The organism is Microbacterium sp. PM5 (assembly GCF_003293595.1).
Lineage (GTDB): Bacteria > Actinomycetota > Actinomycetes > Actinomycetales > Microbacteriaceae > Microbacterium.
This window is the reverse complement of record NZ_CP022162.1, coordinates 2540578-2564486: the sequence shown is the minus strand read 5'-3', so window position 1 is coordinate 2564486 and position 23909 is coordinate 2540578. Positions and strand designations below refer to the sequence as shown.

Genomic DNA, 23909 nt, shown 5'->3' with positions numbered 1-23909 from the left:
CACCGACCCGACGTGGCCGGCGAGACGGCCCACGGAACTCGCTCCGAATCACCACGGAACCGCCCCGGAACCCCCTCGGAACCCCAGTGCCCGCCATGACCTCCCCCTCCCCTCGTTTCGCCGGCCTCGACGGCCTGCGCGCGCTCGCCGTGCTGCTCGTGGTCGTGTACCACCTGTTCCCCGGCTGGCTCCTGCAGAGCGGCTTCGTCGGCGTCGACGTCTTCTTCGTCATCTCGGGCTTCCTCATCACGTCGCTGCTGCTGCGCGAACACGACCGCACCAGCCGCATCGCCCTCGGCGCGTTCTGGGCGCGCCGCGCCCGCCGGCTGCTGCCGGCCCTCGCCGTGGTGGTCACCGTGAGCGCCAGCGTCGCCTGGCTCATCGGTGGGGACGTTCTGCTGGGGCTCGGTCGACAGGTGCTCGGCGCGATCACGTTCTCCTCCAACTGGGCGTCGATCTCGGCCGGCGCGTCCTACTTCGCCGGGACGCAGCCCGAGCTGCTGCGAAACCTGTGGTCGCTCGCGGTGGAGGAGCAGTTCTACGTGCTCTGGCCGCTGCTTCTGCCCGTGTTCCTCCTGCTGCCACGCCGCGGCATGCGCGCCGCCGTCGCGATGGTCCTGGCCGCGGCATCCCTGGCCTGGGCAGCGCAGCTCGTGGGCGTCGGCGCGGGCTCGGTCGACCTGACGCGCGCGTATTACGGCACCGATACGCACGCCTTCGGCCTGCTGCTCGGCGTCGCACTGGCCTTCGCGCTCGCCGGGCGCACCGCGTGGAGCGCGTCCGCGCGCCCGTCCATCGGCGGCGTCGTGCCCGCCTGGACCGCGGTCATCGGCACGGCGAGTGTGATCGGCATCATCATCGTCGGTGCGCTGCCGGGCGGGGCGGAGCGCTATCCGCTCGTGCCGGCGATCGCGAGTGCACTGACCGCGGTCGCGATCGCGACGGCGACACACGCCGGCTCCTGGTTCGGGCACGCCCTCGACGTCGCGCCGCTGCGCTGGATCGGCGAGCGCTCCTACGGCATCTACCTGTGGCACTGGCCCATCGTCGTCCTGCTCGCCCTCGCGACCACGGGCGGCTTCCTCGAGGAATCCGTGCCGGTCAGCGTCGGGCTCGGCGCCGCCGCCCTCACCCTCGGCGTCTCCGCGGCCTCGTACCGCCTGCTCGAACAGCCCGTGCGCCGGCTCGGCTTCCGGGGCGCGGGGCGAGCACTGTGGGCGCGCCTGCACTCCACGCCGTCACGGCGGTTCGGCGCGATCGCGACCGTCGGTGTCGGGGCGCTCGTGCTCGGCGGCACGACGGCCGCAGTCGCCGCCGCCCCGCCAGTCAGCTCCAGCCAGGCGGTGGTCGAGGCGGGCCAGCGCGCGCTCGACGCGGCATCCGCCGCCCCCACTCCGTCGGGCGGCAGCGCCGCGGCACCCACGGCGACACCCACCGCCACGGCGACGCAGGGCCCCGACGGCGAGCCGCTGCCCCCGGCACCGGTCACCGTGAGCGGCGACCGGGTGACGGCCGTCGGTGACTCGGTGATGCTGGCCTCGGCCGGCGGCCTGCTCGATGAGCTGCCCGGCGTGCAGATCGACGCCGAGGTCTCGCGCTCGATGTGGGCGGGCAGCAAGATCATCGACCGGCTCTCCGACCAGGGTGCCCTGCGTGACTACGTCGTCGTGGGCCTCGGCACCAACGGCCCCGTCGATTCGGACGCCCTCCAGGACATCTACGACCGCGTCGGTCGCGACCGCACGCTCGTTCTGGTCACGGCGTTCGCTCCCCGCGATTGGATCCCGGGCGTCAATGCCGAGCTGAGCGCGTTCGCGGCGAGCCATCCCGGCGTCGTCATCGCCGACTGGTCCGGCGCGATCGCGCCGCACGCCGATGTGCTCGCCGGCGACGGCATCCATCCGGGCGAGACCGGCGGGCGCATCTACGCCGACACCGTCACCCACGCCGTCGATGCCGTGGCGAATCAGCGCGCGCAGACGCGCTACCAGGTGCAGCTGATCCGCTGGGCGACGAGTCGGACGTTCGCCCCCGCACCGTCGTCCTGAGCCGCCCGCGGCGCCGCGGGCGTGCGCAGCGGGCGCCTCAGATGTGCGCGACCAGGGCGACCGACCGTTCGTCCGCCACGAAGCCCAGCCCCTCGTAGAGGGCATCGGCGCCCGTCGGGCTGGCGGTGTCGACGTCGAGCACCGCCTTCTGCAGACCGGCATCGGCGATCGCGCGCAACGTCGCCGCGACGACCGCGGGAGCCAGTCCCTGCCGACGGCGCGCCCGCACGACACCGATGAGGTCGATGTACGAGTTCGAGGCGCCCAGACTCGCCCAGTCCTCCTCGTTCACCGACGCGAGACAGAAAGCGGCGATGGTGCCGTCGGCCTCGACGACCAGCCGGGACAGATCGGCGCGGAAGAACTCGCCGCCGACGAACTTGGCCCACGACTCGGGCTGGCTCGGCAGGCTTCCCCAGTGATCGCGGAACGCATCGTTGCGCGCCAGACGGGCGTCGTCATCACGATCGTGCGTGTACGCCACGATGCGCAGCCCGCCCTCCCGCGCCGCGGCCGGCAGCGACACCTCCGGCGCACCGTCGGTCAGATCCCGCAGCATCGTGGCGAACCAGCGTTCGGCGGCCAGACCCGCCGACTCGGCGAGCCTCTGATTCCCGCGGTTCGACTCCTCGGCGTACACCCGCAGCTGAGCGCTCCAGTCTTCCCCCGGCACGTCGGGCAGCGCACCCGCGGCCTCCGCCAGCTGCTCGAGGCCGCGCGCGTACTGCCAGCCGAACACCGCGCTGCCGATCCCGCGGCGCCACAGCGTCGGCAGCACCGCACCCGACAGGTGCACGTTCAGGGCGCCCTCGCGCGAAGGGTGGAGGAAGGAGCTTCCGAACGCGATCACGGTACCCTCGGCATCCAGCGCCAGCACGGTGTCGCGGGAGTGGTCGATGTGCGCAAGATCGAAGGTGTCGGCGACGTCCTCGCGCGGAGTGGTCCAGGTCGGGTGGTCGACACGCTCCGCCGCCACCATCACGGCGTGGATGGCGTCGATGTCGTCGGCCGTCGCGGTGCGCCACGACGCGACCTCCGGATGCCGTGGCAGCACCGGTCCGAGCTCGGATCCGGACCGGCGGCGGGACTGGTCGATGCGTGCACTCAGCGATGGCTCACTCACTCGGGCCACTGTAGTTGGGACGCGCGTGGCGCGCACGCGCGGAGCCGGCCGAGGCGCGAAACGAGAAGGCCCGCACCCCTGATGGGTGCGGGCCTTCTCGAACGACAGCCGTGCTTACTTCGCGGCGTCCTCGGCAGCAGCCTCGGCCGCGGCGCCCTCCTCGGGCGACTCGGCACCTGCGGCGGCGGCGGCGTCGGCGACGACCTCGTCCGCGGCATCCTGAGCCTCGTCGGCCTCGGCGACCGCGTCGGTGGCGGTCTCCTCGGCGGCATCCTCATCCTTGGCCGGGGTGGCGGCCGGAGCGGCAGCGGCCGCCTTCTTGGTCGACTTCGGCTTCGGGTTGACCGGCTCGAGGACGAGCTCGATCACAGCCATCGGCGCGTTGTCGCCCTTGCGGTTGCCGATCTTCGTGATGCGGGTGTAGCCGCCCTCACGCTCGGCGACCAGCGGCGCGATCTCGGCGAACAGCTCGTGGACGGCGTCCTTGTTGCCGAGGACGGACAGCACACGACGGCGCGCGTGCAGGTCGCCACGCTTGGCGAACGTGACCATGCGCTCGGCGAGCGGGCGCAGGCGCTTGGCCTTGGTCTCGGTCGTCGTGATCGACTTGTGGGTGAACAGCGCCGAGGCCAGGTTGGCCAGCAGCAGACGCTCGTGGGCGGGGCCGCCTCCGAGGCGGGGACCCTTGGTGGGCTTGGGCATGTCAGTTACTCCAGAGGGAAAAGGTCAGCGAACCGGTCGGGGCCGGTGCGCGCAGAAGGTCTTGCCGTTGCGAGCGCGGAGGCTCAGAGGGCCTCGTCGTCGTAGCCGCCGTAGAAGTGCGCACCGTCGAACCCGGGGACCGAGTCCTTCAGCGACAGGCCGAGGGAGACGAGCTTGTCGCGCACCTCGTCGACCGACTTCTGACCGAAGTTGCGGATGTTCATCAGCTGCGTCTCGGAGAGGGCGACCAGCTCCGACACCGTGTTGATGCCCTCGCGCTTGAGGCAGTTGTACGAACGCACCGACAGATCGAGGTCCTCGATCGGCATCGACAGCTCGTTGGTGAGAACCTCGGCGACCGGCGCGGGACCGATCTCGATGCCCTCGGCTTCGACGTTCAACTCGCGAGCGAGACCGAACAGCTCGGTGAGCGTGCGCCCGGCCGACGCGACGGCGTCGCGCGGGGAGATCGACGGCTTGGCCTCGACGTCCAGGACGAGCTTGTCGAAGTCGGTGCGCTCACCGGCACGCGTGGCGTCGACGCGGTACGAGACCTTCAGAACGGGCGAGTAGATCGAGTCGATCGGGATCTGGCCCGCCTCGGCGTACTCGTTGCGGTTCTGGGTGGCCGACACGTAGCCACGGCCGCGCTCGATCGTGAGCTCGAGCTCGAACTTCGCCGAGTCGTTGAGCGTCGCGATGACCAGCTCGGGGTTGTGCACCTCGACACCCGCCGGAGCGGAGATGTCGGCGGCGGTGACCTCGCCGGCGCCGGTCTTGCGCAGGTAGGCGGTGATCGGCTCGTCGCGCTCCGAGGAGACGACCAGCTGCTTGATGTTGAGGATGATCTCGGTGACATCCTCCTTCACGCCCGGGATGGTGCTGAACTCGTGCAGCACGCCGTCGATGCGGATGCTGGTGACAGCCGCGCCGGGGATCGAGGACAGCAGGCTGCGGCGCAGCGCGTTGCCGATCGTGTAGCCGAAGCCGGGCTCCAGCGGCTCGATGACGAAGCGGCTGCGGAACTCGCCGATCTTCTCCTCGGTCAGAGTGGGACGCTGTGCAATGAGCACTATGTGTTCCTTTCCGTCACGTGCCCGCTATATGACACGTGCGATTGCAAGAGGTGTTGAGTTTTCAAAGACGACGGATGCCGGGTGCCGCCCGCGATGCGGGGGCACCCGGCCCGGAAGTCAGACGCGGCGACGCTTCGGCGGGCGGCAGCCGTTGTGCGCCTGCGGGGTGACGTCGGAGATCGACCCCACCTCGAGGCCGGCGGCCTGCAGCGAACGGATCGCGGTCTCGCGACCCGAACCCGGGCCCTTCACGAAGACGTCGACCTTCTTGACGCCGTGCTCGGCGGCCTGGCGGGCGGCCGACTCGGCGGCCATGCCGGCGGCGTACGGGGTCGACTTACGCGAGCCCTTGAAGCCCACTCCACCCGAGGACGCCCAGCTGATGACAGCGCCCGAGGGGTCGGTGATCGAAACGATCGTGTTGTTGAACGTCGACTTGATGTGGGCCTGGCCCAGCGCGATGTTCTTCTTCTCCTTGCGGCGCGGCTTGCGCGCAGCGGTCTTGGCCTGTGCCATGTGTCTGTTCTCCTAAACCTGTACCGGGGGCCGCGCTTACTTGCGGCCGGCCTTCTTCTTGCCGGCGACGGTGCGCTTCGGGCCCTTGCGGGTACGCGCGTTGGTCTTGGTGCGCTGACCGCGCACCGGAAGGCCGCGGCGGTGACGCAGACCCTCGTACGAGCCGATCTCGACCTTGCGGCGGATGTCGGCGGCGACCTCACGGCGCAGGTCACCCTCCACCTTGTAGTTGCCTTCGATGTGGTCGCGCAGCGCGACCAGCTGGTCGTCGGTGAGGTCCTTGACGCGGATCGACTCGTCGATCTCGGTGGCCTTGAGGATCTCGACCGAACGGGTACGGCCGATGCCGTAGATGTACGTGAGGGCGATCACCACGCGCTTGTCGCGCGGGATGTCAACGCCGGCAAGACGTGCCATGCGGTTCTCCTAGGAGTAGTGGAGGTGTGGAGCAGGATCGGTGCCCGGGCCTCCGCCCCGAGGTGTCCCCTCCGAAGAGGATCTGATCCTGCCTGTGTGCTGACTGTTTCCAGTCGGTGCGAACGTTGCGCCGTTCTCGGACCACTGGTCGTTGAGCGAGCGCAGCGAGTCGAAACGCGCCGTTCGCGGTATGGAGTTGTGTCTTCGTGCTGAGGTTTCGGCTCGGCCGCTGCGCGGCCTTGCTCAACCTTGAGTCGTGAGCGGATCAGCGCGGCTTCGCCGCGGTGATGCGCTCCGACTCAACCCTGGCGCTGCTTGTGACGCGGGTTCGACTTGCAGATCACCATGACGCGACCGTGGCGACGGATGACCTTGCAGTGGTCGCAGATGGGCTTGACGGAGGGGTTGACCTTCATGATTTTCCTGTTCGCTGTCTTCGAGTCGGACGGGATGCCGCGGCATCCGCCCGCTCGTTACTTCTCGACCGGTCTAGCGGTAGCGGTAGACGATGCGACCGCGCGTGAGGTCGTAGGGCGAGAGCTCCACGACGACGCGGTCTTCGGGGATGATGCGGATGTAGTTCTGCCGCATCTTGCCGGAGATCGTGGCGAGTACCTTGTGTCCGTTGGTGAGCTCAACGCGGAACATCGCGTTGGGCAGCGCTTCAGACACGACGCCCTCGATTTCGATGACACCGTCTTTCTTAGCCATAGCCTCGCTGACGCTTGTGCAGACCGGTCGGTCTGCGGTGAGTGGGATGTGGTGCGGCGACACGCCAATGAAGGCGCAAGGCACCAAAGATTCAGTGTACGTGATAGAGGGCCGCACGGCAAACTGCCGTACGGCCCTCTCGCTCGTCTCAGACGCGCGTCACTTGAAGAGGGAGGCGAACTGGCCCTTCGCCGGAATGGTCTGGTTCGAGATGACCGTTCCGTTGATCGCGAGAGTGGGCGTGCCGATGCCGCTCGAGCCCGGCTGGACCGGCGTCTTCTGCGTCATCGAGGTGACGAACTTCGAATAGGTGCCGTCCGTCACGCACGAGTCGATACCCGTGACGCCGACGCCCTTCGCGATGTCGATGATCTGCTGATCGGTCAGGCCCGTCGAGTTCTCCTGGGGCTGGTTCTTGTACATCGCCTGCATGAACGCGACGACCTTGTCGGGGTCGGCCTGCGCGACGCAGTACATGGCGTTGGCGGACCGCGTCGAGTAGTTGGTTCCCTGCGAGTAGCGGTCCAGGATCGCGATCGGGTGGATGTTGAGCGTGATCGTGCCCTTGTTCGCCAGATCGAGGATCTCGGGGCCATACGTGGTCTCGAACTGGTTGCAAATGGGGCACATGAAGTCGATGTAGGTGTCGAGGGTCTGCTCTCCCGAGCCGACGGCGATCGCGCCCGTCTCCTGGTTGATGCCCGCACCCGCCGGTGCCGTACCGGGGTCCGTGGCTGCCCGGTTCATCCACACCACGAGCGCGATGACCAGCGCGACCACGACGACGACCGCCACGCTCACCCAGATCGCGAACCAGTTCCTCTTACCCGCTGCTGCCTGCGCCATAACCTCGATGCCTCTCCGATGTGCGGCTGTCGCCGCCGTCCTACCATTGTGGCTCACGCACTCTTATGCGTTGCCCGTGAAAGCCGTGACTTCACCCGCCCCCATCCCGCCGAGCCGCTACGTCTCCCCCGACCCGCCATGTTCTCGCGCGCCCTTTCGCGTCGGTTCGGCACCTTCGTGGCGGCTCGGCGTGACGGGTCAGCGTTGCGGATGGATGCCGAACGCGCGCAGGCGTGCACCCAGGTGGGCTGCCGTGGCGATGTCAGCCGTGCCCCAGCGCACGAGTCGCCGTCCCGTGGTCCCGCGGATCCAGTCCTCGCGCTGCTTCTCTTCCATGACCACCCGCTCCACCCCGACGCCCTCGCCCCGCATCGCAGGATCGAGGTACTTTCCCTCGCCGTCGTACTCGCCCCAGACTCCGACGTCATCCAGCGCGAAGTCGACATGGAACAGGCGCGAGCCCGGACCGGCGACCGGGACCTGCAGACGCGGCGTGGCGAAGCCGAGGTCGCCGATGTAGAGCCGGCTCACGCTCTCCCCCGGCGAAGCGGCACGACCATCGGCGAGTTCCAGCATCCGCCGGGCCGCGCGAACTCCGCGGCCTCCCGAAGGCAGCCGCTGCGCAACCTGCCGGCGCAGACTCTCCGCCGCCTCCACGTCGTACCCGTTCCACGACCAGGCGGCACGGCGAAGCGCGGCGTCGGCGAGGGAGAGTCCTGTCTCGAAGGATGCCGAGCGCAGCACGTCCGCGACCGTGCGGGCCAGTCCGGTGCAGACCACGCCCTGGCGCATCGTCTTGTCGCTCGAGGCGACGGCAACCTGGTGACGTGCGACCAACGGCTCGGATGCGCGTACGTGCCCGCTCGCTGCGCGTCCGCTGAGGTGCACGCGGCGGGGTTCGACGCGAAACAGCGGCAATTCCCAGAGGACGGCCGCCGAGGCATGGGAGTAGACGAGCTCGGAGTTCCCCGTGCGACGACGTTCAGCAGCGACGACGCGCATCAGGTGACGCCCTTCGCTGTGGGCGCCGCGCCACCGTTCCGCCTCGGCGTAACACCCGCGATCCACACGGATGAGGGATCCGTGCCGCACCGCCGCAGCGACGTCTCGCGCCGAACGCCCTCTGCGTTCGAGCTCCTCACGGGAAGCGAGGAGGGTGCGCGCTTCGGAAACCAGCATGCCGTCCACGATCACCGCCGCAGCGGCATCCGGATCTCCCTCTTCGCCCACGGTGGACAACAGCCGCCCGCGGGGTGCCCTGGGGAGGAACCTTCGCGCACCACGCGAGCCGCTCCTGCGGCGCCGAGCCGACATCCTGCGGCGCGGCCGATGATGTCGGCTCGCGCCGAGGATGGCGGCTCGCGGGGAGCAGAGTGCGCGCAGCGCGGGGTCAGGCGATGGGCGTGGGGGTGACGCCGAAGGGGGCGAGACCGGCGGCGCCGCCGTCGGCGGCGGTCAGCACCCACACGCCGTTCTCGTGAACGGCGACGCTGTGCTCCCAGTGGCTTCCGTCGCTGCCGTCGACGGTCGTGACCGTCCAGTCGTCGTCCTCGACGAAGGTCTCCTCGGAGCCGGCGGTGATCATCGGTTCGATCGCGACACACAGGCCGGGACGCACCGCGGGGCCCAGGTCGGACACCCGGTAGTTGAAGATCGTCGGGCCCTCGTGCATCCGGCGGCCGATGCCGTGGCCGACGTAGTCGCGAAGGATGCCGTAGCTCTCCCCCGAGCGCTCGATGTAGCCCTGCACCGCGTCACCGATCTCTCCGACGCGCGACGCCGACGCGAGCGCGGCCACGCCCGCCCAGAGCGAGCCCTCCGTCACCTGCGACAGCCGCTCGCGCGACGCCTGCACAACCGGATCCCCGCCGGGGACGACCACCGTGATGGCCGAGTCGCCGTTCCAGCCCTTGAACTGCGCACCGGCATCGATCGACACGATGTCGCCCGGCTCAAGCACGCGCTCCCCGGGGATGCCGTGGACGACCTGGTCGTTGACCGAGATGCAGGTCGTGTGGCGGTAGCCGCGCACGAGCTGGAAGTTCGACTCGGCCCCGCGGGCGAGGATGACCTCGGATGCCGCGGCATCCAGCTCAGCCGTGGTCACGCCCGGGGCGATCAGTGCGCGCACCGCGTCCAGCGCGGCCGCCGTGATCAGACCCGGCTCGACCATCGCACGCAGCTGCGCCGGGGTCTTGTACAGGGAGCGCCGAAGTCCCATCAGGAAGCGGCGATGCCGCGAGCTGCCAGGGCGTCCTGGATGCGCGCGTACACCTCGTCCAGGGAGCCGACACCGTCGATCTGGTCGACGATGCCGCGCTCGCGGTAGACGTCCAGAATGGGCGCCGTCTCGGACTCGTAGATGGCCAGACGCTTCGCGATCGACTCGGCGTTGTCGTCGGCGCGACCCTGCTCGGCCGCCCGCAGCGACAGCCGCTGGATGGACTCGTCGCGCGGTACCACCAACTCGATGACCGCGGTGAGGGGCTCGCCCCTCTCGTCCAGGAAACCGTCGAGGTCGCCCACCTGTCCGAGGTTGCGCGGGTAGCCGTCCAGGAGAAAACCACCGGCGGCATCCGGCTGGGCCAGGCGATCGCGCACGATCTCCCCGGTGAGCGCGTCGGGGACGAGGTCGCCCGCGTCGATGATCGCCTTGACCTTCAGACCGAGTTCCGTGCCCTCTTTCACGTTGGCACGGAACACGTCCCCCGTCGACACGGCGGGGATACCGAGGGCGTCGGCGATGCGCACGCCCTGCGTGCCCTTGCCGGAACCCTGCGGTCCGATGATGAGAAGTCGCGCGGCGGTCATCGCAGCAGCCCTTCGTAGTGACGCTGCTGCAGCTGCGCGTCGATCTGCTTGACCGTCTCCAGACCGACACCGACGATGATGAGGATCGAGGCGCCGCCGAACGGGAAGTTCTGGTTGGCGCTGACCGTCGCGAGCGCCACCAGCGGCAGCAGCGCGATGAGCCCGAGGTAGATCGAGCCCGGCAGCGTGATGCGGGTCAGCACGTAGTCGAGGTACTCCGCCGTGGGCCGACCGGCACGGATGCCGGGGATGAATCCGCCGTACTTCTTCATGTTGTCGGCGACCTCGACGGGGTTGAACGTGATCGCGACGTAGAAGTAGGTGAACCCGACGATGAGCAGGAAGTACAGCAGCATGTAGAGCGGGTGATCGCCCTTCGTCAGATACTGCTGGATCCACGTCACCCAGCCGGGGATGTTGCCGTTGGCGTCCGGCGTCTGATTGAACTGGGCGATCAGTGCCGGGATGTACAGCAGCGACGAGGCGAAGATGACCGGCACGACGCCCGCCATGTTCACCTTGATCGGGATGTACGTATTCGTGCCGCCGAGGGTGCGACGCCCGACCATGCGCTTGGCGTACTGCACGGGGATGCGCCGCTGCGACTGCTCGACGAAGACGACGAGGGCGACGACGACGATGCCGACGGCCAGCACGAGGAGGAAGACCTCGAAACCGCGCGACGTGGCGATGGCCCACATGGCCGCCGGGAACTGTGCCGCGATCGAGGTGAAGATGAGGATGGACATGCCATTGCCCACGCCACGCTCGGTGACGAGCTCGGCGAACCACATGATGAGGCCGGTGCCGGCGGTCAGCGTGATGATCATCAGCAGCTGGGCCCACCACACGTCGTTGGTGAGCAGCGCGTTGCACTCGGCGATGCCGGTCGTGCCGAAGAGCTGACCCGAGCGTGCCACCGTCACCAGGGTGGTGGACTGCAGGAGCGCCAGCGCGATCGTCAGGTAGCGGGTGTACTGCGTGAGCTTGGCCTGACCGGCCTGCCCCTCCTTGTACAGCGCCTCGAAGTGCGGAATCACGACGCGCAGCAGCTGCACGATGATCGTCGCGGTGATGTAGGGCATGACGCCGAGCGCGAAGATCGACAGCTGCAGGAGCGCGCCGCCGGAGAACAGGTTGACGAGCGAGAGCAGACCCTCACTCGCAGAACCGGTCTGCTGGAGGCAGGACTGCACGTTCGGGAAGCTCACGAAGGGCGCCGGAACGTGCGCACCAAGGCGATAGATGGCGATGATCGCGAGGGTGAAGAAGATCTTCCGCCGGAGATCCGGGGTGCGGAAGACCCGCGCGATGGCGCTGACGGCGCTGAACAAGGGGATTTCCTCCAGAGAGCTGACCGGTGTCTCGATGCGGGTCCGAGGACACCGCTTCCAGAGTACGGCAACAGGGGCCGGAGGCTCGCCTCCGGCCCCTGCCGTGGAATTACTTGACCGAACCGCCCGCGGCGACGATCTTCTGCTCGGCCGAACCCGAGACCTTGTCGACGGCGACGGTGAGCTTGACCGAGATGTCGCCGGTGCCGAGCACCTTGACCTTCTCGTTCTTGCGCACCGCACCCTTGGCGACGAGGTCGCTGACGGTGACGTCGCCACCGGCCGGGTACAGCTCGGCCAGCTTGTCGAGGTTGACCACCTGGTACTCGACGCGGAACGGGTTCTTGAACCCGCGCAGCTTCGGCGTACGCATGTGCAGCGGCATCTGACCGCCCTCGAAGCCGACCTTCACCTGGTAGCGGGCCTTCGTGCCCTTGGTGCCACGACCGGCGGTCTTACCCTTCGAGCCCTCACCGCGACCGACACGGGTCTTCGCGGTGTTGGAGCCGGGAACCGGACGCAGGTGGTGGACCTTGAGCACACCGGGGCGCGACACCTCGGCATCCGCCTTCTTGGCGGGAGCCTTCTTCGCGGCCGGCTTCTCGGCGGTCTTCTTGGCAGCCGGCTTGGCGGCGGCCTTCTTCTCGGTGTTCTTCACAGCGACCTCTTCGGTCGCCTTCTCAGCCTTCTCGGCCATCAGTCGATCTCCTCAACCTTGACGAGGTGGGCGACAGTCTTGACGTAGCCGCGCGTCTGCGCGTCGTCGGGACGGACGACCGAGTCGCCGATCCGCTTCAGACCGAGCGAACGCAGCGTGTCGCGCTGGTTCTGCTTCTCGCTCACCTTGGACTTGACCTGGGTCACCTTGAGACGCGCGGCCATCAGGCACCTACCTTCGCAGCGGCCGCGGCGTCAGCCTCGGCACGGATCAGACGGGCGGGAGCCACCTGGTCGAAGTCGAGACCGCGACGAGCGGCGACCGCGCGGGGCTCCTCGAGCTGCTTCAGCGCCTCGACGGTCGCGTGCACGATGTTGATCGTGTTCGACGAGCCGAGCGACTTGGAGAGCACGTCGTGGATGCCGGCGCACTCGAGCACGGCGCGCACCGGACCACCGGCGATAACACCGGTACCGGCGGCAGCCGGACGCAGGAGCACGACACCGGCAGCGGCCTCACCCTGCACCGGGTGCGGGATGGACGAGCCGGTGCGCGGCACACGGAAGAAGTTGCGCTTGGCCTCTTCGACACCCTTGGAGATGGCGAGGGGAACCTCACGCGCCTTGCCGTAGCCGACGCCGACGAGACCGTTGCCATCGCCCACGACGACGAGCGCCGTGAAGCTGAAGCGGCGACCGCCCTTGACGACCTTCGACACGCGGTTGATCGTCACGACGCGCTCGAGGAACTGGCTCTTCTCGGCGTCGCGCGAACCACGGTCGCGGTTGGGGTTGCGCTCGCGACCGCCACGACGGGGCTCGCGGGCCTCGCGCTCGACGGGAGCGGTGGCCGCAGCCTGCTCGGTCACTTCGTTCTCCACATTCTGAGTAGTTGCATCGCTCACAGGTTCAGACCTCCCTCGCGGGCGCCCTCGGCGATCGCTGCGACACGGCCCGCGTAGCGGTTGCCACCGCGGTCGAACACGACGTCCGAGAAGCCGGCCGCCTTGGCGCGCTCGGCGACGAGCTCGCCGACCTTGCGGGCCTTGGCGGTCTTGTCACCGTCGAACGTGCGCAGGTCCGACTCGAGAGTCGAGGCCGACGCGACGGTCACGCCCTTGCTGTCGTCCACGAGCTGGACGAAGACGTGGCGGGCCGAACGGGTGACGACAAGGCGCGGACGGGCCTCGGTGCCCACGACCTTCTTGCGAAGGCGCAGGTGACGACGCGAACGCGCGTCGCTCTTCGACTTGACAGCCATGATTACTTACCAGCCTTTCCGGCCTTGCGGCGAACGACCTCGCCCGCGTAACGCACACCCTTGCCCTTGTAGGGCTCGGGCTTGCGGATCTTGCGGATGTTCGCGGCGGCCTCACCGACGGCCTGCTTCGAGATGCCGCTGACGGTGAGCTTGTTGTTGCCCTCGACGGTCAGCGTGATGCCGGCCGGCGCTTCGACCAGCACGGGGTGCGAGAAGCCGAGCGCGAACTCGACCGCCGTCCCCTTCTGCGCGACGCGGTAACCGGTGCCGACGACCTCGAGGCCCTTGGTGTAGCCCTGGGTGACGCCGATGATGTTGTTGTTGATCAGGGTGCGGGTCAGTCCGTGCAGCGAACGCGACTCGCGCTCGTCGTCGGGACGGGAGACCAGAACCTGGTTCTCCTCGACCTTGACCTCGATGGGCTTGGAGACGGAGAGCGCGAGCTCGCCCTTCGGGCCCTTGACCGTGACATCCTGGCCGTCGACCGAAACGGTCACGCCGGCGGGGATGTCGATGGGAAGACGTCCAATACGCGACATGTCAGATCACCACACGTAGGCGAGGACTTCCCCACCCACGCCCTTCTGCTCTGCCTGGCGGTCGGTGAGAAGACCGGAGGAGGTGGACAGGATCGCGACGCCCAGGCCGCCGAGGACCTTGGGGATCTCGGTCGAGCGTGCGTACACGCGCAGGCCGGGCTTCGAGACGCGCTTGATGCCGGCGATCGACCGCTCGCGGTTCGGGCCGTACTTCAGCGTGAGCGTGAGGGTCTGGCCGACACGAGCGTCGGAGACCTCCCAGCCGGAGATGTAGCCCTCCTGCTGGAGGATCTCGGCAATGTGGGTCTTGAGCTTCGAGCTCGGCAGCGACACGGAGTCGTGGTGCGCCGAGTTCGCGTTGCGCAGACGGGTCAGCATGTCAGCGACCGGGTCTGTCATCGTCATTTCTTGGTTTCCTTTGTTCAGCGGTTTCGGATGCCGTTACACGACAGCCGACCTTCTTGATGGGCCGACCGGAGAGGTCGGGGGTGTCAGGCCTGGTTCTCGTCCGTCTTGAACGGGAAGCCCAGCTGGCGCAGCAGCGACCGGCCCTCGTCATCCGTCTTCGCCGTGGTGACGATCGTGATGTCGAAGCCGCGGACGCGGTCGATCTTGTCCTGGTTGATCTCGTGGAAGACCGACTGCTCCTGCAGACCGAACGTGTAGTTGCCGTGACCGTCGAACTGCTTGGGCGACAGGCCGCGGAAGTCGCGGATGCGCGGCAGAGCGAGGTTCACGAGGCGGTCCAGGAACTCCCACGCGCGGTCACCGCGGAGGGTGACGTGCGCACCGATGGCCTGGCCCTCACGCAGCTTGAACTGTGCGATGGACTTGCGGGCCTTGGTGACGACGGGCTTCTGACCCGTGATCTTGGTGAGGTCGTCGACCGCACCATCAATCACCTTGGAGTCGCGAGCCGCCTCGCCGACGCCGGTGTTCACGACGACCTTGACGATCCCGGGGATCTGCATGACGTTGGCGTAGCCGAACTCGTCCTGCAGGGCCTTCTTGATCTCGCCCTGGTACTTCTGCTTCAGGCGGGGCTGGATCTTGCCAGCCGCCGCGGCAGTGGTGCTGCTCATGTTCAGAGGTCCTTGCCGCTCTTCTTCGCGTAGCGCACGCGAACGGTGCGCTTCACGCCATCCTTCGTCTGCTCCTCGACACGGTGACCGACCTTGGTCGGCTTCTTGGTCGAGGGGTCGACGAGGGCGACGTTGGAGATGTGGATCGGGGCTTCCATCGTCTCGATGCCGCCCGTCTTGGTCCCGCGCTGGGACTGGCCCACGCGGTTGTGCTTCGTGACGTAGTTGACGCCCTCGACGATGACGCGGTTCTGCTCGACGAGAACGTCGAGAACCTTGCCCTGCTTGCCGCGGTCGCCGCCCTTGTCCTGCTTCTTGCCAGTGATGACCTGAACGAGGTCACCCTTCTTGATCTTGGCCATGAGGGTCAGATCACCTCCGGTGCGAGCGACACGATCTTCATGAACTTCTTGTCACGAAGCTCACGACCGACCGGTCCGAAGATGCGGGTGCCGCGGGGCTCCCCGTCGTTCTTCAGGATGACGGCGGCGTTCTCGTCGAACTTGATGTAGGAGCCGTCGGGACGACGGACCTCCTTCTTGGTGCGGACGATGACGGCCTTGACCACATCGCCCTTCTTGACGTTGCCGCCGGGGATCGCGTCCTTGACGGTCGCGACGATGATGTCGCCGAGACCGGCGTAACGGCGGTTGGAGCCGCCGAGCACGCGGATCGTGAGCAGCTCCTTGGCGCCGGTGTTGTCGGCGACCTTGAGGCGGGACTCAGTCTGGATCATTTCTTACTTCGCCTTCTCGAGGATCTCGACCAGGCGCCACCGCTTGGTGGCGCTGAGCGGCCGGGTCTCGTTGATCAGCACGAGGTCGCCGATGCCGGCGCTGTTCTGCTCGTCGTGGGCCTTGACCTTCGACGTGCGACGGATGACCTTGCCGTAGAGCGGGTGCTTCACGCGGTCCTCGACCTCGACGACGATCGTCTTGTCCATCTTGTCGCTGACGACGTAGCCACGACGCGACTTGCGGTAGCCACGGGCGTCCGCATCGCGCACGTCGTGGGCAGCCGACTCGTGACCGGCAGCGGGCGCCTCGACGACGGCCTCGGCGGCCGGCGCCTTCTTGGCGGCCTTCTTCTCGGTGGTCTCAGCCATCACTCGGCCTCTTCCTTCGTGGCCTCGGCAGCGTCATCCGCCTTCTTGGCCTTGGTCTTCTTCGCCTTGGACGCGACCTCGACGGGGGCGGGCGTGGCACGGATGCCGAGCTCGCGCTCGCGGATCACGGTGTAGAGCCGCGCGATGTCGCGCTTGACGGCGCGAATGCGGCCGTGGCTCTCGAGCTGGCCGGTGGCCGACTGGAAGCGCAGGTTGAACAGCTCTTCCTTGGCCTTGCGCAGCTCTTCGACGAGGCGCTGGTCCTCGAACGTGTCCAGCTCGCTCGGAGCGAGCGTCTTGGTTCCGACAGCCATTACGCGTCGCCCTCCTCGCGCTTGATGATGCGTGCCTTCAGGGGCAGCTTGTGAATTGCACGGGTGAGCGCCTCGCGAGCGAGCTGCTCGTTGACGCCCGCGACCTCGAACAGGACGCGACCCGGCTTGACGTTGGCGACCCACCACTCCGGCGAACCCTTACCGGAACCCATGCGGGTCTCGGCGGGCTTCTTGGTGAGGGGACGGTCGGGGTAGATGTTGATCCACACCTTGCCGCCACGCTTGATGTGACGCGTCATCGCGATACGAGCGGACTCGATCTGACGGTTGGTCACATACGCGGGGGTGAGGGCCTGGATGCCGAACTCGCCGAAGGAGACCTTCGTGCCGCCGGTGGCCTGGCCCGCGCGACCCGGGTGGTGCTGCTTGCGGTACTTGACCTTACGGGGAATAAGCATTATGCCGATGCTCCTTCTGCGACGGGCGCCTCGTTGCGGGGCGCGCGACGACGGTCGCCACCACGGTCGTCACGACCGCGGGGTGCCTTCGGCGCGTTGGCCTGCTCGCGAGCGAGCTCCTTGTTGGTGAGGTCGCCCTTGTAGATCCAGACCTTCACACCGATGCGGCCGAAGGTGGTCTTGGCCTCGTAGAAGCCGTAGTCGATGTTCGCGCGCAGCGTGTGCAGCGGCACACGACCCTCGCGGTAGAACTCCGAACGGCTCATCTCGGCGCCGCCGAGACGACCCGAGACCTGGATGCGGATGCCCTTGGCGCCGGCGCGCTGTGCGCCCTGCAGACCCTTGCGCATCGCGCGGCGGAAGGCCACGCGGGCGGAGAGCTGCTCGGCGATGCCCTGGGCGACCAGCTGAGCGTCGGCCTCGGGGTTCTTGACCTCGAGGATGTTCAGCTGGATCTGCTTGCCGGTGAGCTTCTCGAGGTCGGCGCGGATGCGCTCGGCCTCGGCGCCGCGGCGACCGATGACGATGCCGGGGCGGGCGGTGTGGATGTCGACGCGGACGCGGTCACGCGTGCGCTCGATCTCGATGCCGCTCACGCCGGCGCGGTCCAGCTGCGTCTGCAGGAGCTTACGGATCTTGACGTCCTCGGCCACGTAGTCGGCGTAACGCTGTCCCGGCTTCGTGGAGTCGGAGAACCAACGCGACACGTGGTCCGTGGTGATGCCGAGGCGGAAGCCGTACGGGTTGACCTTCTGTCCCATTACTTGCTCGCCTTCTTGTTCGTGGAGCCGGCCGCGGCCTCATCGACCTCGGGGGTCGCGAGCTCGACGGTGATGTGGCTCGTGCGCTTCTTGATCTGGAAGGCGCGGCCCTGTGCGCGGGGCTGGAAACGCTTGAGCGTCGTGCCCTCGTCGACGTACGCGTTGCGCACGTAAAGGTCCTGCTCGTCCAGGAACTCGCCGTCCTTGTCAGCCTTCACACGGGCGTTGGCGACCGCAGCGGCGACGAGCTTGTAGATCGGCTCGCTGGCACTCTGGGGCGCGAACTTCAGGATGGCCAGGGCCTCCTGAGCCTGCTTGCCCTTGATCAGCGCGACGACACGACGAGCCTTCTGAGGGGTCACGCGGATGTGCTTCACGCGTGCGATGGAATCCACCATTTCTCTCCTCCTCTAGTCCTCTCTAGGAACGCCACCGCGTCAGCGGCGGCGACCCTTCTTGTCGTCCTTCTCGTGGCCGCGGAAGGTGCGGGTGGGCGCGAACTCGCCCAGCTTGTGACCGACCATGGTCTCGGACACGAACACGGGGATGTGCTTGCGTCCGTCGTGCACGGCGATGGTGTGTCCCAGCATGGCGGGGATGATCATCGAACGGCGCGACCAGGTCTTGATGACGTTCTTGGTGCCGGCATCGTTCTGCGAGACGACCTTGCGAAGCAGGTGCTCGTCGACGAAGGGGCCCTTCTTCAGGCTGCGAGGCATCTTCCTCTACTCCTACTTGCGCTTCTTGCCGGCGTTGCGACGACGGACGATGTACTTGTCGCTTTCCTTGTTGGCGTGGCGGGTGCGACCCTCAGCCTGGCCCCAAGGAGAGACGGGGTGACGTCCACCGGACGTCTTGCCCTCACCACCACCGTGCGGGTGGTCGACCGGGTTCATCGCGACACCGCGGACGGTCGGGCGGATGCCCTTCCAGCGGTTACGGCCGGCCTTGCCCCAGTTGATGTTCGACTGCTCGGCGTTGCCGACCTCGCCGATCGTGGCGCGGCAGCGCGCGTCGACGTTGCGGATCTCGCCCGACGGCAGACGAAGCTGCGCGTAGGGGCCGTCCTTGGCGACCAGGCGAACCGACGCACCGGCCGAACGCGCCATCTTCGCGCCGCCGCCGGGGCGGAGCTCGATCGCGTGGATCACGGTACCGGTGGGGATGTTCTTCAGCGGCAGGTTGTTGCCCGGCTTGATGTCGGCGCCCGGACCGGACTCGACGATGTCGCCCTGCTGCAGCTTGTTCGGCGCGAGGATGTAGCGCTTCTCGCCGTCCACGTAGTGCAGCAGCGCGATGCGCGCGGTGCGGTTGGGGTCGTACTCGATGTGTGCGACCTTGGCGTTGACGCCGTCCTTGTCATTGCGACGGAAGTCGATGACGCGGTACTGACGCTTGTGACCGCCACCGATGTGACGCGTGGTGATGCGCCCCTGGTTGTTGCGACCACCGGTCTTCGACAGCGGACGGAGCAGCGACTTCTCGGGCGTCGATCGCGTGATCTCGGCGAAGTCGGCCACCGACGAACCGCGGCGACCCGGGGTCGTGGGCTTGTACTTGCGAATAGCCATGTTGGTTGTCCTCTATCCCAGCTGTCAGCCGACGGCCGTGAAGATGTCGATGGTGCCCGACTTGAGCGTGACGATGGCGCGCTTGGTGTCCTTGCGCTTACCGGTGCCGAAGCGGGTGCGGCGGGACTTGCCCGCGCGGTTGAGCGTGTTGACCGCGGCGACCTTGACGCCGAAGATCTTCTCGATCGCGAGCTTGATCTCGGTCTTCGAGGAGCGCGGGTCCACCAGGAAGGTGTACTTGCCCTCGTCGATGAGCCCGTAGCTCTTCTCCGAGACGACCGGCTTCAGGATGATGTCGCGCGGGTCCTTGTTGAGGGAGACGTTCATGCCGAGACCTCCTCGGTGGTGGCGCTCTTGGACGCGACGAACGCGTCGTAGGCGGCCTTGGTGAAGACGATGTCGTCGGAGACGAGCACGTCGTAGGCGTTCAGCTGGTCGAAGCTGAGGACGTGGACGTACGCGAGGTTGCGAACGCTCTTGACCGACAGCTCGTCGCCACGCTCGATGACGACCAGGACGTTCTTGGTCGGAGCGAGCTCGGCGAGGACGGCCGCAGCGGCCTTGGTCGACGGGGCGCCCTCGATGCCGAAGGAGTCGACGACGTGCAGACGGCCACCGCGAGCACGGTCGCTCAGCGCGCCCAGAAGGGCGGCGGCGATCATCTTCTTGGGGGTGCGCTGCGAGTAGTCGCGCGGCTTCGGGCCGTGGACGATGCCACCACCGGTCATGTGCGGCGCGCGGATGGAGCCCTGACGGGCGTTACCCGTGCCCTTCTGCTTGAAGGGCTTGCGGCCGGCACCGGAGACCTCGCCACGACGCTTGGTCGAGTGCGTGCCCTGGCGAGCCGCCGCGAGCTGCGCGACGACGACCTGGTGGATCAGCGGGATGTTCGTCTTGACGTCGAACAGCGCAGCGGGAAGAGCGACCGAGCCGGCCTTCTTGCCGCTGGGGCTGTGGACGTCGAGCGCGAGAGTCGAGTCAGCCATGATCAGGCACCCTTCACTGCGTTGCGGACGTAGACGATGCGGCCGCGCGCACCGGGGACGGCGCCCTTGACGAGCAGCAGACCCTTCTCGGCGTCGACGGCGTGCACCGTGAGGTTGAGGACGGTCACGCGCTCGCCACCCATACGGCCGGCCATGCGCATGCCCTTGAAGACGCGGCTCGGCGTCGACGAGGCGCCGATCGAGCCGGGCTTGCGGTGGTTGCGGTGCGCACCGTGCGAGGCGGAGACACCCTTGAAGTTGTGGCGCTTCATGACACCCGCGGTGCCCTTGCCCTTGCTGGTGCCGACGACGTCGACCAGCTGGCCGGCCTCGAAGGTGGCGTCCACGGTGAGCTCCTGACCGAGTGAGTAGTCAGCGGCATCCGCGGTGCGCACCTCGGTGAGGTGGCGGCGGGGGGTCACGCCCGCGGCCTCGAAGTGGGCCGTCTGGGGCTTGTTGACCTTGCGGGGGTCGATCTGGCCGTAGGCGATCTGGACGGCGTTGTAGCCGTCGCGCTCCGGCGTGCGCACCTGGGTGACCACGTTGGGGGCCACCTCGATGACGGTGACGGGAACGAGCTTGCCGTTCTCGTCCCAGACCTGGGTCATGCCGAGCTTCGTGCCGAGCAGGCCCTTGGAAACCTTTTCGTTGATGTGTGCCATGACCGGGACCTCAGAGCTTGATCTCGATGTTGACGTCGGCCGGGAGGTCGAGGCGCATCAGCGAGTCGACGGCCTTGGGCGTCGGGTCGATGATGTCGATGAGGCGCTTGTGGGTGCGCATCTCGAAGTGCTCGCGGCTGTCCTTGTACTTGTGGGGCGACCGGATGACGCACACGACGTTCTTCTCGGTCGGAAGGGGCACGGGGCCCACGACGGTGGCGCCTGCGCGGGTCACCGTGTCGACGATCTTGCGCGCCGACGTGTCGATGACCTCGTGGTCATACGACTTCAGGCGAATGCGGATCTTCTGTCCCGCCATTGTCTGCTCACTCTCTTTCTCGCGTCGTACCTGCCCTGATCGCTCAGGGGGCATTGGACGCACATGGCACAGGGTTGTGCCGGGCACTTGCGCACCGCTGTTCTGATGTCAGTTCCGATCGTTCGCGCGCACGCGCACGAATCCTGTGACCAGGAGAGATCGGATTGTGTTGTTCTGCTGCCCGCGGCCTAGGTCAGTGCGCGATTCCGAAGAGGATGCGCCGCCTATGCACTGCCCTGGCAGTGATCCCGCACGCCGCGCGTCTTGTCAGTCGCGCGCACGCAGGAATGTGGAACTGGACTAGTCTACGTGTCCGCCGGGCGTGTCGCAAACCCGGGCGTGTCGCCGCCGCATGAGTGACGCGTGCGCGGGATCTCGTCGCGCTCGTGAGACAGAAAAAGGGGAGGGGCGGGCCCTTGGGGAAAGCCCACCCCTCCCGGTCTCCGCGGGACGCGCGACCCCCCGACCGCGCGTCCCGGGTCTCAGCGCGCCGCGTCCCCCCGACGCGATGGCGCGGCGTCCAGAACGACGTGCAGACGCGGACGACCGCGATGAGGACGCCCCCCGGCATCCACATCGACGGCGAGGAGTCCATCGCCGGCAGGAGCCAGGGACACGCGGTCGGAAACGCCGAACCGCGACGAGTGCGCTCGGGTCCCCCGAACAGCATCCCCCATACATCCACGAGCAGCGCTCATGCCCCCACAACCTGTCACCGTGCACACACGCAGCTTCTGCGCGATGCGGCGGAACGAACCCCCACAGTTCGTTCAGTCGGTTTTCAGCCCCCCGGCGTCGTACTGACCACTGCTGACGCTAGATGGTGCGCGACCCCGCGTCAAGTCGGGTTTGATCTCGTTTTCGACACGGTGCGATGAGGGGGTGGATGCCGCGGCATCCACCCCCTCATCCGACCACGTCGGCGCTGATCGCCGGTCAGTTGCCGAGGGCGCCGTCCACCTGATCGCGCACCTCGTCGACCTTGCCGTCGAACTGATCGGGGGCGATCTTCTTGACGAAGTCGGCCGCAGCGTCCAGCACGCCGTCGCTGACCTCCTCCGCCTTGTCGGAGTGGATCACCTCGTCGATCTTGTCCTTGTTCTGCTCGAGGAACTGCTTACCCTGATTCACGATGTCGTCCAGCCCCATGGCCATCCCCTCCTGGTCGATCGATACCGCGCGGGAGCGCGCTGAGGACATTCTGGCGTCGCGGGAGCCGGCTGCCTAGGGGGATGGTCGCGCAGAGACGACGATGCCCCCGGGAGCACGTGGCTCCCGGGGGCATCGTCGGTGTGAAGTGCTTACTTCAGGATCTTGGTGACGGTACCGGCACCGACGGTGCGGCCACCCTCACGGATCGCGAAGCCGAGGCCCTCTTCCATGGCGATCGGCTGGATCAGCTCGACCGTCATCTCCGTGGTGTCGCCGGGCATGACCATCTCGGTGCCCTCGGGCAGCGTGATGACGCCGGTGACGTCGGTGGTGCGGAAGTAGAACTGCGGGCGGTAGTTCGTGAAGAACGGGTTGTGACGGCCACCCTCCTCCTTGGAGAGGATGTACGCGGTGCCCTCGAAGTCGGTGTGCGGCGTGACCGAACCCGGCTTGACGACGACCTGACCACGCTCGACGTCGTCACGCTTGGTGCCGCGCAGGAGCAGACCACAGTTCTCGCCGGCCCAGGCCTCGTCGAGCTGCTTGTGGAACATCTCGATACCGGTGACGATCGTCTTCTGCGTCGGGCGGATGCCGACGATCTCGACCTCGGAGTTGATGGCCAGCGTGCCACGCTCGGCGCGGCCCGTGACGACGGTGCCACGACCGGTGATCGTGAAGACGTCCTCGATGGGCATGAGGAACGGCTTGTCCTTGTCGCGCACCGGGTCCGGGATGGACTCGTCGACGGCGTTCATCAGCTCGACGATCGACTCGACCCACTTCTCGTCGCCCTCGAGAGCCTTCAGGCCCGAGACGCGGACGACGGGAGCGTTGTCGCCGTCGAAGTCCTGCGAGCTGAGCAGCTCACGAACCTCGAGCTCGACGAGCTCCAGGATCTCCTCGTCGTCGACCATGTCGCTCTTGTTGAGCGCGACCAGCAGGTAGGGAACGCCGACCTGCTTGGCGAGCAGAACGTGCTCACGCGTCTGAGCCATCGGACCGTCGGTGGCGGCGACCACGAGGATCGCGCCGTCCATCTGAGCGGCACCGGTGATCATGTTCTTGATGTAGTCGGCGTGGCCGGGCGCGTCGACGTGCGCGTAGTGGCGCTTCGGGGTCTCGTACTCGACGTGCGAGATGTTGATCGTGATACCACGCTGACGCTCTTCGGGAGCCGAGTCGATCGACGCGAAGTCACGCTGCACGTTGGTCGCCGACGGGTACTTGTCGGCGAGCACCTTCGAGATCGCAGCGGTGAGCGTGGTCTTGCCGTGGTCGACGTGACCGATCGTTCCGATGTTGACGTGCGGCTTGGTCCGCTCGAACTTGGCCTTGGCCACTGGGTCCTCCTCAGGACATTCATGTAGAGGTTCCGGGCGCTGGATTGCGACCGGTGCTCTACGGGGATGGGTGTCAGTCTAGACGACTGGGTCTGTATTCAGTTTGTGCGGATGCTGTGCGCGAAGCGGTCTACGCAGAAGGCTCGGCGCACAG

The 23909-nt window shown here is 67.6% G+C and carries 35 protein-coding genes; 1 reads left to right on the top strand and 34 read right to left on the bottom strand.

The window, feature by feature from the left end; translation table 11 throughout:
• Positions 1–95: 95 nt before the first annotated feature.
• Positions 96–2048 (top strand): acyltransferase family protein, encoded by a 1953-nt coding sequence (locus CEP17_RS12215; protein ID WP_112932418.1) that lies wholly within the window; start codon positions 96–98, stop codon positions 2046–2048.
• A gap of 37 nt (positions 2049–2085) precedes the next feature.
• On the opposite strand, the gene CEP17_RS12210 is transcribed toward CEP17_RS12215, so the two are convergent.
• The 34 genes from CEP17_RS12210 to tuf all read right to left on the bottom strand — a co-directional run bounded on the left by CEP17_RS12210 (position 2086) and on the right by tuf (position 23755).
• The gene (locus CEP17_RS12210; protein WP_239498523.1) at positions 2086–3171 is read right to left on the bottom strand and encodes a GNAT family N-acetyltransferase; all 1086 of its coding nucleotides are present in this window, start codon (positions 3169–3171) and stop codon (positions 2086–2088) included.
• 114 nt (positions 3172–3285) lie between these two features.
• A complete protein-coding gene (gene rplQ / locus CEP17_RS12205; RefSeq protein WP_112932416.1) occupies positions 3286–3873 on the bottom strand; it encodes a 50S ribosomal protein L17 in 588 nt (195 codons plus the stop codon).
• Positions 3874–3956: 83 nt separating this feature from the next.
• Complete coding sequence (locus CEP17_RS12200; RefSeq protein WP_005050489.1) at positions 3957–4946, bottom strand: DNA-directed RNA polymerase subunit alpha; 990 nt, start codon at positions 4944–4946, stop codon at positions 3957–3959.
• Between the two features lie 120 nt (positions 4947–5066).
• Entirely contained in the window at positions 5067–5465 is a 399-nt protein-coding gene (gene rpsK / locus CEP17_RS12195) for a 30S ribosomal protein S11 (protein WP_005050490.1), read from the bottom strand.
• 36 nt (positions 5466–5501) lie between these two features.
• A complete protein-coding gene (rpsM, locus tag CEP17_RS12190; protein WP_036320304.1) occupies positions 5502–5882 on the bottom strand; it encodes a 30S ribosomal protein S13 in 381 nt (126 codons plus the stop codon).
• 299 nt (positions 5883–6181) lie between these two features.
• The gene (gene rpmJ, locus CEP17_RS12185) at positions 6182–6298 is read right to left on the bottom strand and encodes a 50S ribosomal protein L36 (protein ID WP_005050492.1); all 117 of its coding nucleotides are present in this window, start codon (positions 6296–6298) and stop codon (positions 6182–6184) included.
• Positions 6299–6371: 73 nt separating this feature from the next.
• Positions 6372–6593 carry a translation initiation factor IF-1 gene (infA, locus tag CEP17_RS12180; RefSeq protein WP_005050493.1) on the bottom strand — a complete coding sequence of 74 codons (222 nt, stop codon included), beginning with the start codon at positions 6591–6593 and terminating at the stop codon, positions 6372–6374.
• Positions 6594–6752: 159 nt separating this feature from the next.
• A complete protein-coding gene (locus tag CEP17_RS12175; RefSeq protein WP_112932415.1) occupies positions 6753–7439 on the bottom strand; it encodes a thioredoxin domain-containing protein in 687 nt (228 codons plus the stop codon).
• Between the two features lie 198 nt (positions 7440–7637).
• On the bottom strand, positions 7638–8669 hold the full coding sequence (locus CEP17_RS12170) for a type IV toxin-antitoxin system AbiEi family antitoxin domain-containing protein (RefSeq protein WP_162722448.1): 1032 nt from the start codon (positions 8667–8669) through the stop codon (positions 7638–7640).
• 160 nt (positions 8670–8829) lie between these two features.
• On the bottom strand, positions 8830–9660 hold the full coding sequence (gene map / locus CEP17_RS12165) for a type I methionyl aminopeptidase (protein WP_112932413.1): 831 nt from the start codon (positions 9658–9660) through the stop codon (positions 8830–8832).
• Positions 9660–10250, bottom strand: a complete 591-nt coding sequence (locus CEP17_RS12160; RefSeq protein WP_112932412.1) for an adenylate kinase — start codon at positions 10248–10250, stop codon at positions 9660–9662. Before CEP17_RS12160 ends, map begins: the two co-directional genes overlap by 1 nt.
• On the bottom strand, positions 10247–11584 hold the full coding sequence (gene secY / locus CEP17_RS12155) for a preprotein translocase subunit SecY (RefSeq protein WP_036284611.1): 1338 nt from the start codon (positions 11582–11584) through the stop codon (positions 10247–10249). Before secY ends, CEP17_RS12160 begins: the two co-directional genes overlap by 4 nt.
• Positions 11585–11693: 109 nt before the next feature.
• Positions 11694–12281, bottom strand: coding sequence for a 50S ribosomal protein L15 (rplO, locus tag CEP17_RS12150; RefSeq protein WP_005050498.1), 588 nt, complete (start codon positions 12279–12281; stop codon positions 11694–11696).
• On the bottom strand, positions 12281–12466 hold the full coding sequence (rpmD, locus tag CEP17_RS12145) for a 50S ribosomal protein L30 (protein WP_023954062.1): 186 nt from the start codon (positions 12464–12466) through the stop codon (positions 12281–12283). Before rpmD ends, rplO begins: the two co-directional genes overlap by 1 nt.
• Positions 12466–13110, bottom strand: coding sequence for a 30S ribosomal protein S5 (rpsE, locus tag CEP17_RS12140; RefSeq protein ID WP_269429743.1), 645 nt, complete (start codon positions 13108–13110; stop codon positions 12466–12468). Before rpsE ends, rpmD begins: the two co-directional genes overlap by 1 nt.
• A 32-nt stretch (positions 13111–13142) precedes the next feature.
• Positions 13143–13502 carry a 50S ribosomal protein L18 gene (rplR, locus tag CEP17_RS12135; RefSeq protein ID WP_005050501.1) on the bottom strand — a complete coding sequence of 120 codons (360 nt, stop codon included), beginning with the start codon at positions 13500–13502 and terminating at the stop codon, positions 13143–13145.
• Between the two features lie 2 nt (positions 13503–13504).
• Entirely contained in the window at positions 13505–14041 is a 537-nt protein-coding gene (gene rplF / locus CEP17_RS12130) for a 50S ribosomal protein L6 (protein WP_036318323.1), read from the bottom strand.
• Between the two features lie 6 nt (positions 14042–14047).
• Positions 14048–14446, bottom strand: coding sequence for a 30S ribosomal protein S8 (gene rpsH, locus CEP17_RS12125; protein ID WP_005050503.1), 399 nt, complete (start codon positions 14444–14446; stop codon positions 14048–14050).
• A gap of 86 nt (positions 14447–14532) precedes the next feature.
• Positions 14533–15123 (bottom strand): 50S ribosomal protein L5, encoded by a 591-nt coding sequence (gene rplE / locus CEP17_RS12120; RefSeq protein ID WP_036284609.1) that lies wholly within the window; start codon positions 15121–15123, stop codon positions 14533–14535.
• A 2-nt stretch (positions 15124–15125) separates the two neighbouring features.
• Complete coding sequence (gene rplX, locus CEP17_RS12115) at positions 15126–15485, bottom strand: 50S ribosomal protein L24 (protein ID WP_005050505.1); 360 nt, start codon at positions 15483–15485, stop codon at positions 15126–15128.
• 5 nt (positions 15486–15490) lie between these two features.
• Positions 15491–15859: a 50S ribosomal protein L14 gene (rplN, locus tag CEP17_RS12110; protein ID WP_005050506.1), complete on the bottom strand. Its 369-nt coding sequence runs from the start codon at positions 15857–15859 to the stop codon at positions 15491–15493.
• Positions 15860–15862: 3 nt separating this feature from the next.
• A complete protein-coding gene (gene rpsQ, locus CEP17_RS12105) occupies positions 15863–16228 on the bottom strand; it encodes a 30S ribosomal protein S17 (protein ID WP_036284607.1) in 366 nt (121 codons plus the stop codon).
• On the bottom strand, positions 16228–16542 hold the full coding sequence (gene rpmC / locus CEP17_RS12100) for a 50S ribosomal protein L29 (protein WP_005050508.1): 315 nt from the start codon (positions 16540–16542) through the stop codon (positions 16228–16230). Before rpmC ends, rpsQ begins: the two co-directional genes overlap by 1 nt.
• On the bottom strand, positions 16542–16961 hold the full coding sequence (rplP, locus tag CEP17_RS12095; protein ID WP_016463572.1) for a 50S ribosomal protein L16: 420 nt from the start codon (positions 16959–16961) through the stop codon (positions 16542–16544). The genes rpmC and rplP overlap by 1 nt, the downstream gene beginning before the upstream one ends.
• Positions 16961–17722, bottom strand: coding sequence for a 30S ribosomal protein S3 (gene rpsC / locus CEP17_RS12090; protein ID WP_016463573.1), 762 nt, complete (start codon positions 17720–17722; stop codon positions 16961–16963). Before rpsC ends, rplP begins: the two co-directional genes overlap by 1 nt.
• Positions 17722–18120, bottom strand: a complete 399-nt coding sequence (gene rplV, locus CEP17_RS12085) for a 50S ribosomal protein L22 (RefSeq protein ID WP_016463574.1) — start codon at positions 18118–18120, stop codon at positions 17722–17724. The genes rpsC and rplV overlap by 1 nt, the downstream gene beginning before the upstream one ends.
• A gap of 39 nt (positions 18121–18159) precedes the next feature.
• A complete protein-coding gene (gene rpsS, locus CEP17_RS12080) occupies positions 18160–18441 on the bottom strand; it encodes a 30S ribosomal protein S19 (protein ID WP_005050512.1) in 282 nt (93 codons plus the stop codon).
• Between the two features lie 12 nt (positions 18442–18453).
• Entirely contained in the window at positions 18454–19293 is an 840-nt protein-coding gene (gene rplB, locus CEP17_RS12075; RefSeq protein WP_036318321.1) for a 50S ribosomal protein L2, read from the bottom strand.
• A 24-nt stretch (positions 19294–19317) separates the two neighbouring features.
• On the bottom strand, positions 19318–19620 hold the full coding sequence (gene rplW, locus CEP17_RS12070; protein WP_036318320.1) for a 50S ribosomal protein L23: 303 nt from the start codon (positions 19618–19620) through the stop codon (positions 19318–19320).
• The gene (gene rplD / locus CEP17_RS12065; RefSeq protein WP_036318319.1) at positions 19617–20279 is read right to left on the bottom strand and encodes a 50S ribosomal protein L4; all 663 of its coding nucleotides are present in this window, start codon (positions 20277–20279) and stop codon (positions 19617–19619) included. Before rplD ends, rplW begins: the two co-directional genes overlap by 4 nt.
• A 2-nt stretch (positions 20280–20281) precedes the next feature.
• A complete protein-coding gene (gene rplC, locus CEP17_RS12060) occupies positions 20282–20941 on the bottom strand; it encodes a 50S ribosomal protein L3 (RefSeq protein ID WP_005050519.1) in 660 nt (219 codons plus the stop codon).
• Between the two features lie 10 nt (positions 20942–20951).
• Positions 20952–21260: a 30S ribosomal protein S10 gene (gene rpsJ / locus CEP17_RS12055; protein ID WP_005050520.1), complete on the bottom strand. Its 309-nt coding sequence runs from the start codon at positions 21258–21260 to the stop codon at positions 20952–20954.
• Between the two features lie 936 nt (positions 21261–22196).
• Positions 22197–22409: an Rv0909 family putative TA system antitoxin gene (locus CEP17_RS12050; protein ID WP_112932411.1), complete on the bottom strand. Its 213-nt coding sequence runs from the start codon at positions 22407–22409 to the stop codon at positions 22197–22199.
• A 152-nt stretch (positions 22410–22561) separates the two neighbouring features.
• Complete coding sequence (tuf, locus tag CEP17_RS12045) at positions 22562–23755, bottom strand: elongation factor Tu (RefSeq protein WP_005050522.1); 1194 nt, start codon at positions 23753–23755, stop codon at positions 22562–22564.
• Positions 23756–23909 lie beyond the last annotated feature (154 nt).

Coding starts and splice junctions, on each gene's coding strand:
- rplR (WP_005050501.1), bottom strand. CDS start 13,502: ATGGCTGTCAAGTCGAAGAGCGACGCGCGTTCGCGTCGTCACCTGCGC.
- rplV (WP_016463574.1), bottom strand. CDS start 18,120: ATGGTGGATTCCATCGCACGCGTGAAGCACATCCGCGTGACCCCTCAG.
- rplX (WP_005050505.1), bottom strand. CDS start 15,485: ATGGCCAAGATCAAGAAGGGTGACCTCGTTCAGGTCATCACTGGCAAG.
- rplQ (WP_112932416.1), bottom strand. CDS start 3,873: ATGCCCAAGCCCACCAAGGGTCCCCGCCTCGGAGGCGGCCCCGCCCAC.
- rplP (WP_016463572.1), bottom strand. CDS start 16,961: ATGCTTATTCCCCGTAAGGTCAAGTACCGCAAGCAGCACCACCCGGGT.
- rplB (WP_036318321.1), bottom strand. CDS start 19,293: ATGGCTATTCGCAAGTACAAGCCCACGACCCCGGGTCGCCGCGGTTCG.
- rpsS (WP_005050512.1), bottom strand. CDS start 18,441: ATGCCTCGCAGCCTGAAGAAGGGCCCCTTCGTCGACGAGCACCTGCTT.
- rpmC (WP_005050508.1), bottom strand. CDS start 16,542: ATGGCTGTCGGAACCAAGACGCTCGCTCCGAGCGAGCTGGACACGTTC.
- rplO (WP_005050498.1), bottom strand. CDS start 12,281: ATGGCCGAGAAGGCTGAGAAGGCGACCGAAGAGGTCGCTGTGAAGAAC.
- rpsC (WP_016463573.1), bottom strand. CDS start 17,722: ATGGGACAGAAGGTCAACCCGTACGGCTTCCGCCTCGGCATCACCACG.
- rplN (WP_005050506.1), bottom strand. CDS start 15,859: ATGATCCAGACTGAGTCCCGCCTCAAGGTCGCCGACAACACCGGCGCC.
- infA (WP_005050493.1), bottom strand. CDS start 6,593: ATGGCTAAGAAAGACGGTGTCATCGAAATCGAGGGCGTCGTGTCTGAA.
- rplD (WP_036318319.1), bottom strand. CDS start 20,279: ATGGCTGACTCGACTCTCGCGCTCGACGTCCACAGCCCCAGCGGCAAG.
- map (WP_112932413.1), bottom strand. CDS start 9,660: ATGGGACTTCGGCGCTCCCTGTACAAGACCCCGGCGCAGCTGCGTGCG.
- rpsH (WP_005050503.1), bottom strand. CDS start 14,446: ATGACGATGACAGACCCGGTCGCTGACATGCTGACCCGTCTGCGCAAC.
- CEP17_RS12175 (WP_112932415.1), bottom strand. CDS start 7,439: ATGGCGCAGGCAGCAGCGGGTAAGAGGAACTGGTTCGCGATCTGGGTG.
- rpmD (WP_023954062.1), bottom strand. CDS start 12,466: ATGGCCGCGCGTCTCAAGGTGACCCAGGTCAAGTCCAAGGTGAGCGAG.
- rpsJ (WP_005050520.1), bottom strand. CDS start 21,260: ATGGCGGGACAGAAGATCCGCATTCGCCTGAAGTCGTATGACCACGAG.
- rplE (WP_036284609.1), bottom strand. CDS start 15,123: ATGAGCAGCACCACTGCCGCGGCGGCTGGCAAGATCCAGCCCCGCCTG.
- rplF (WP_036318323.1), bottom strand. CDS start 14,041: ATGTCGCGTATTGGACGTCTTCCCATCGACATCCCCGCCGGCGTGACC.
- rplC (WP_005050519.1), bottom strand. CDS start 20,941: ATGGCACACATCAACGAAAAGGTTTCCAAGGGCCTGCTCGGCACGAAG.
- CEP17_RS12215 (WP_112932418.1), top strand. CDS start 96: ATGACCTCCCCCTCCCCTCGTTTCGCCGGCCTCGACGGCCTGCGCGCG.
- CEP17_RS12160 (WP_112932412.1), bottom strand. CDS start 10,250: ATGACCGCCGCGCGACTTCTCATCATCGGACCGCAGGGTTCCGGCAAG.
- rpsQ (WP_036284607.1), bottom strand. CDS start 16,228: ATGGCTGAGACCACCGAGAAGAAGGCCGCCAAGAAGGCGCCGGCCGCC.
- CEP17_RS12050 (WP_112932411.1), bottom strand. CDS start 22,409: ATGGGGCTGGACGACATCGTGAATCAGGGTAAGCAGTTCCTCGAGCAG.
- rpsM (WP_036320304.1), bottom strand. CDS start 5,882: ATGGCACGTCTTGCCGGCGTTGACATCCCGCGCGACAAGCGCGTGGTG.
- rpmJ (WP_005050492.1), bottom strand. CDS start 6,298: ATGAAGGTCAACCCCTCCGTCAAGCCCATCTGCGACCACTGCAAGGTC.
- rplW (WP_036318320.1), bottom strand. CDS start 19,620: ATGAACGTCTCCCTCAACAAGGACCCGCGCGACATCATCCTGAAGCCG.
- rpsK (WP_005050490.1), bottom strand. CDS start 5,465: ATGGCACAGGCCAAGACCGCTGCGCGCAAGCCGCGCCGCAAGGAGAAG.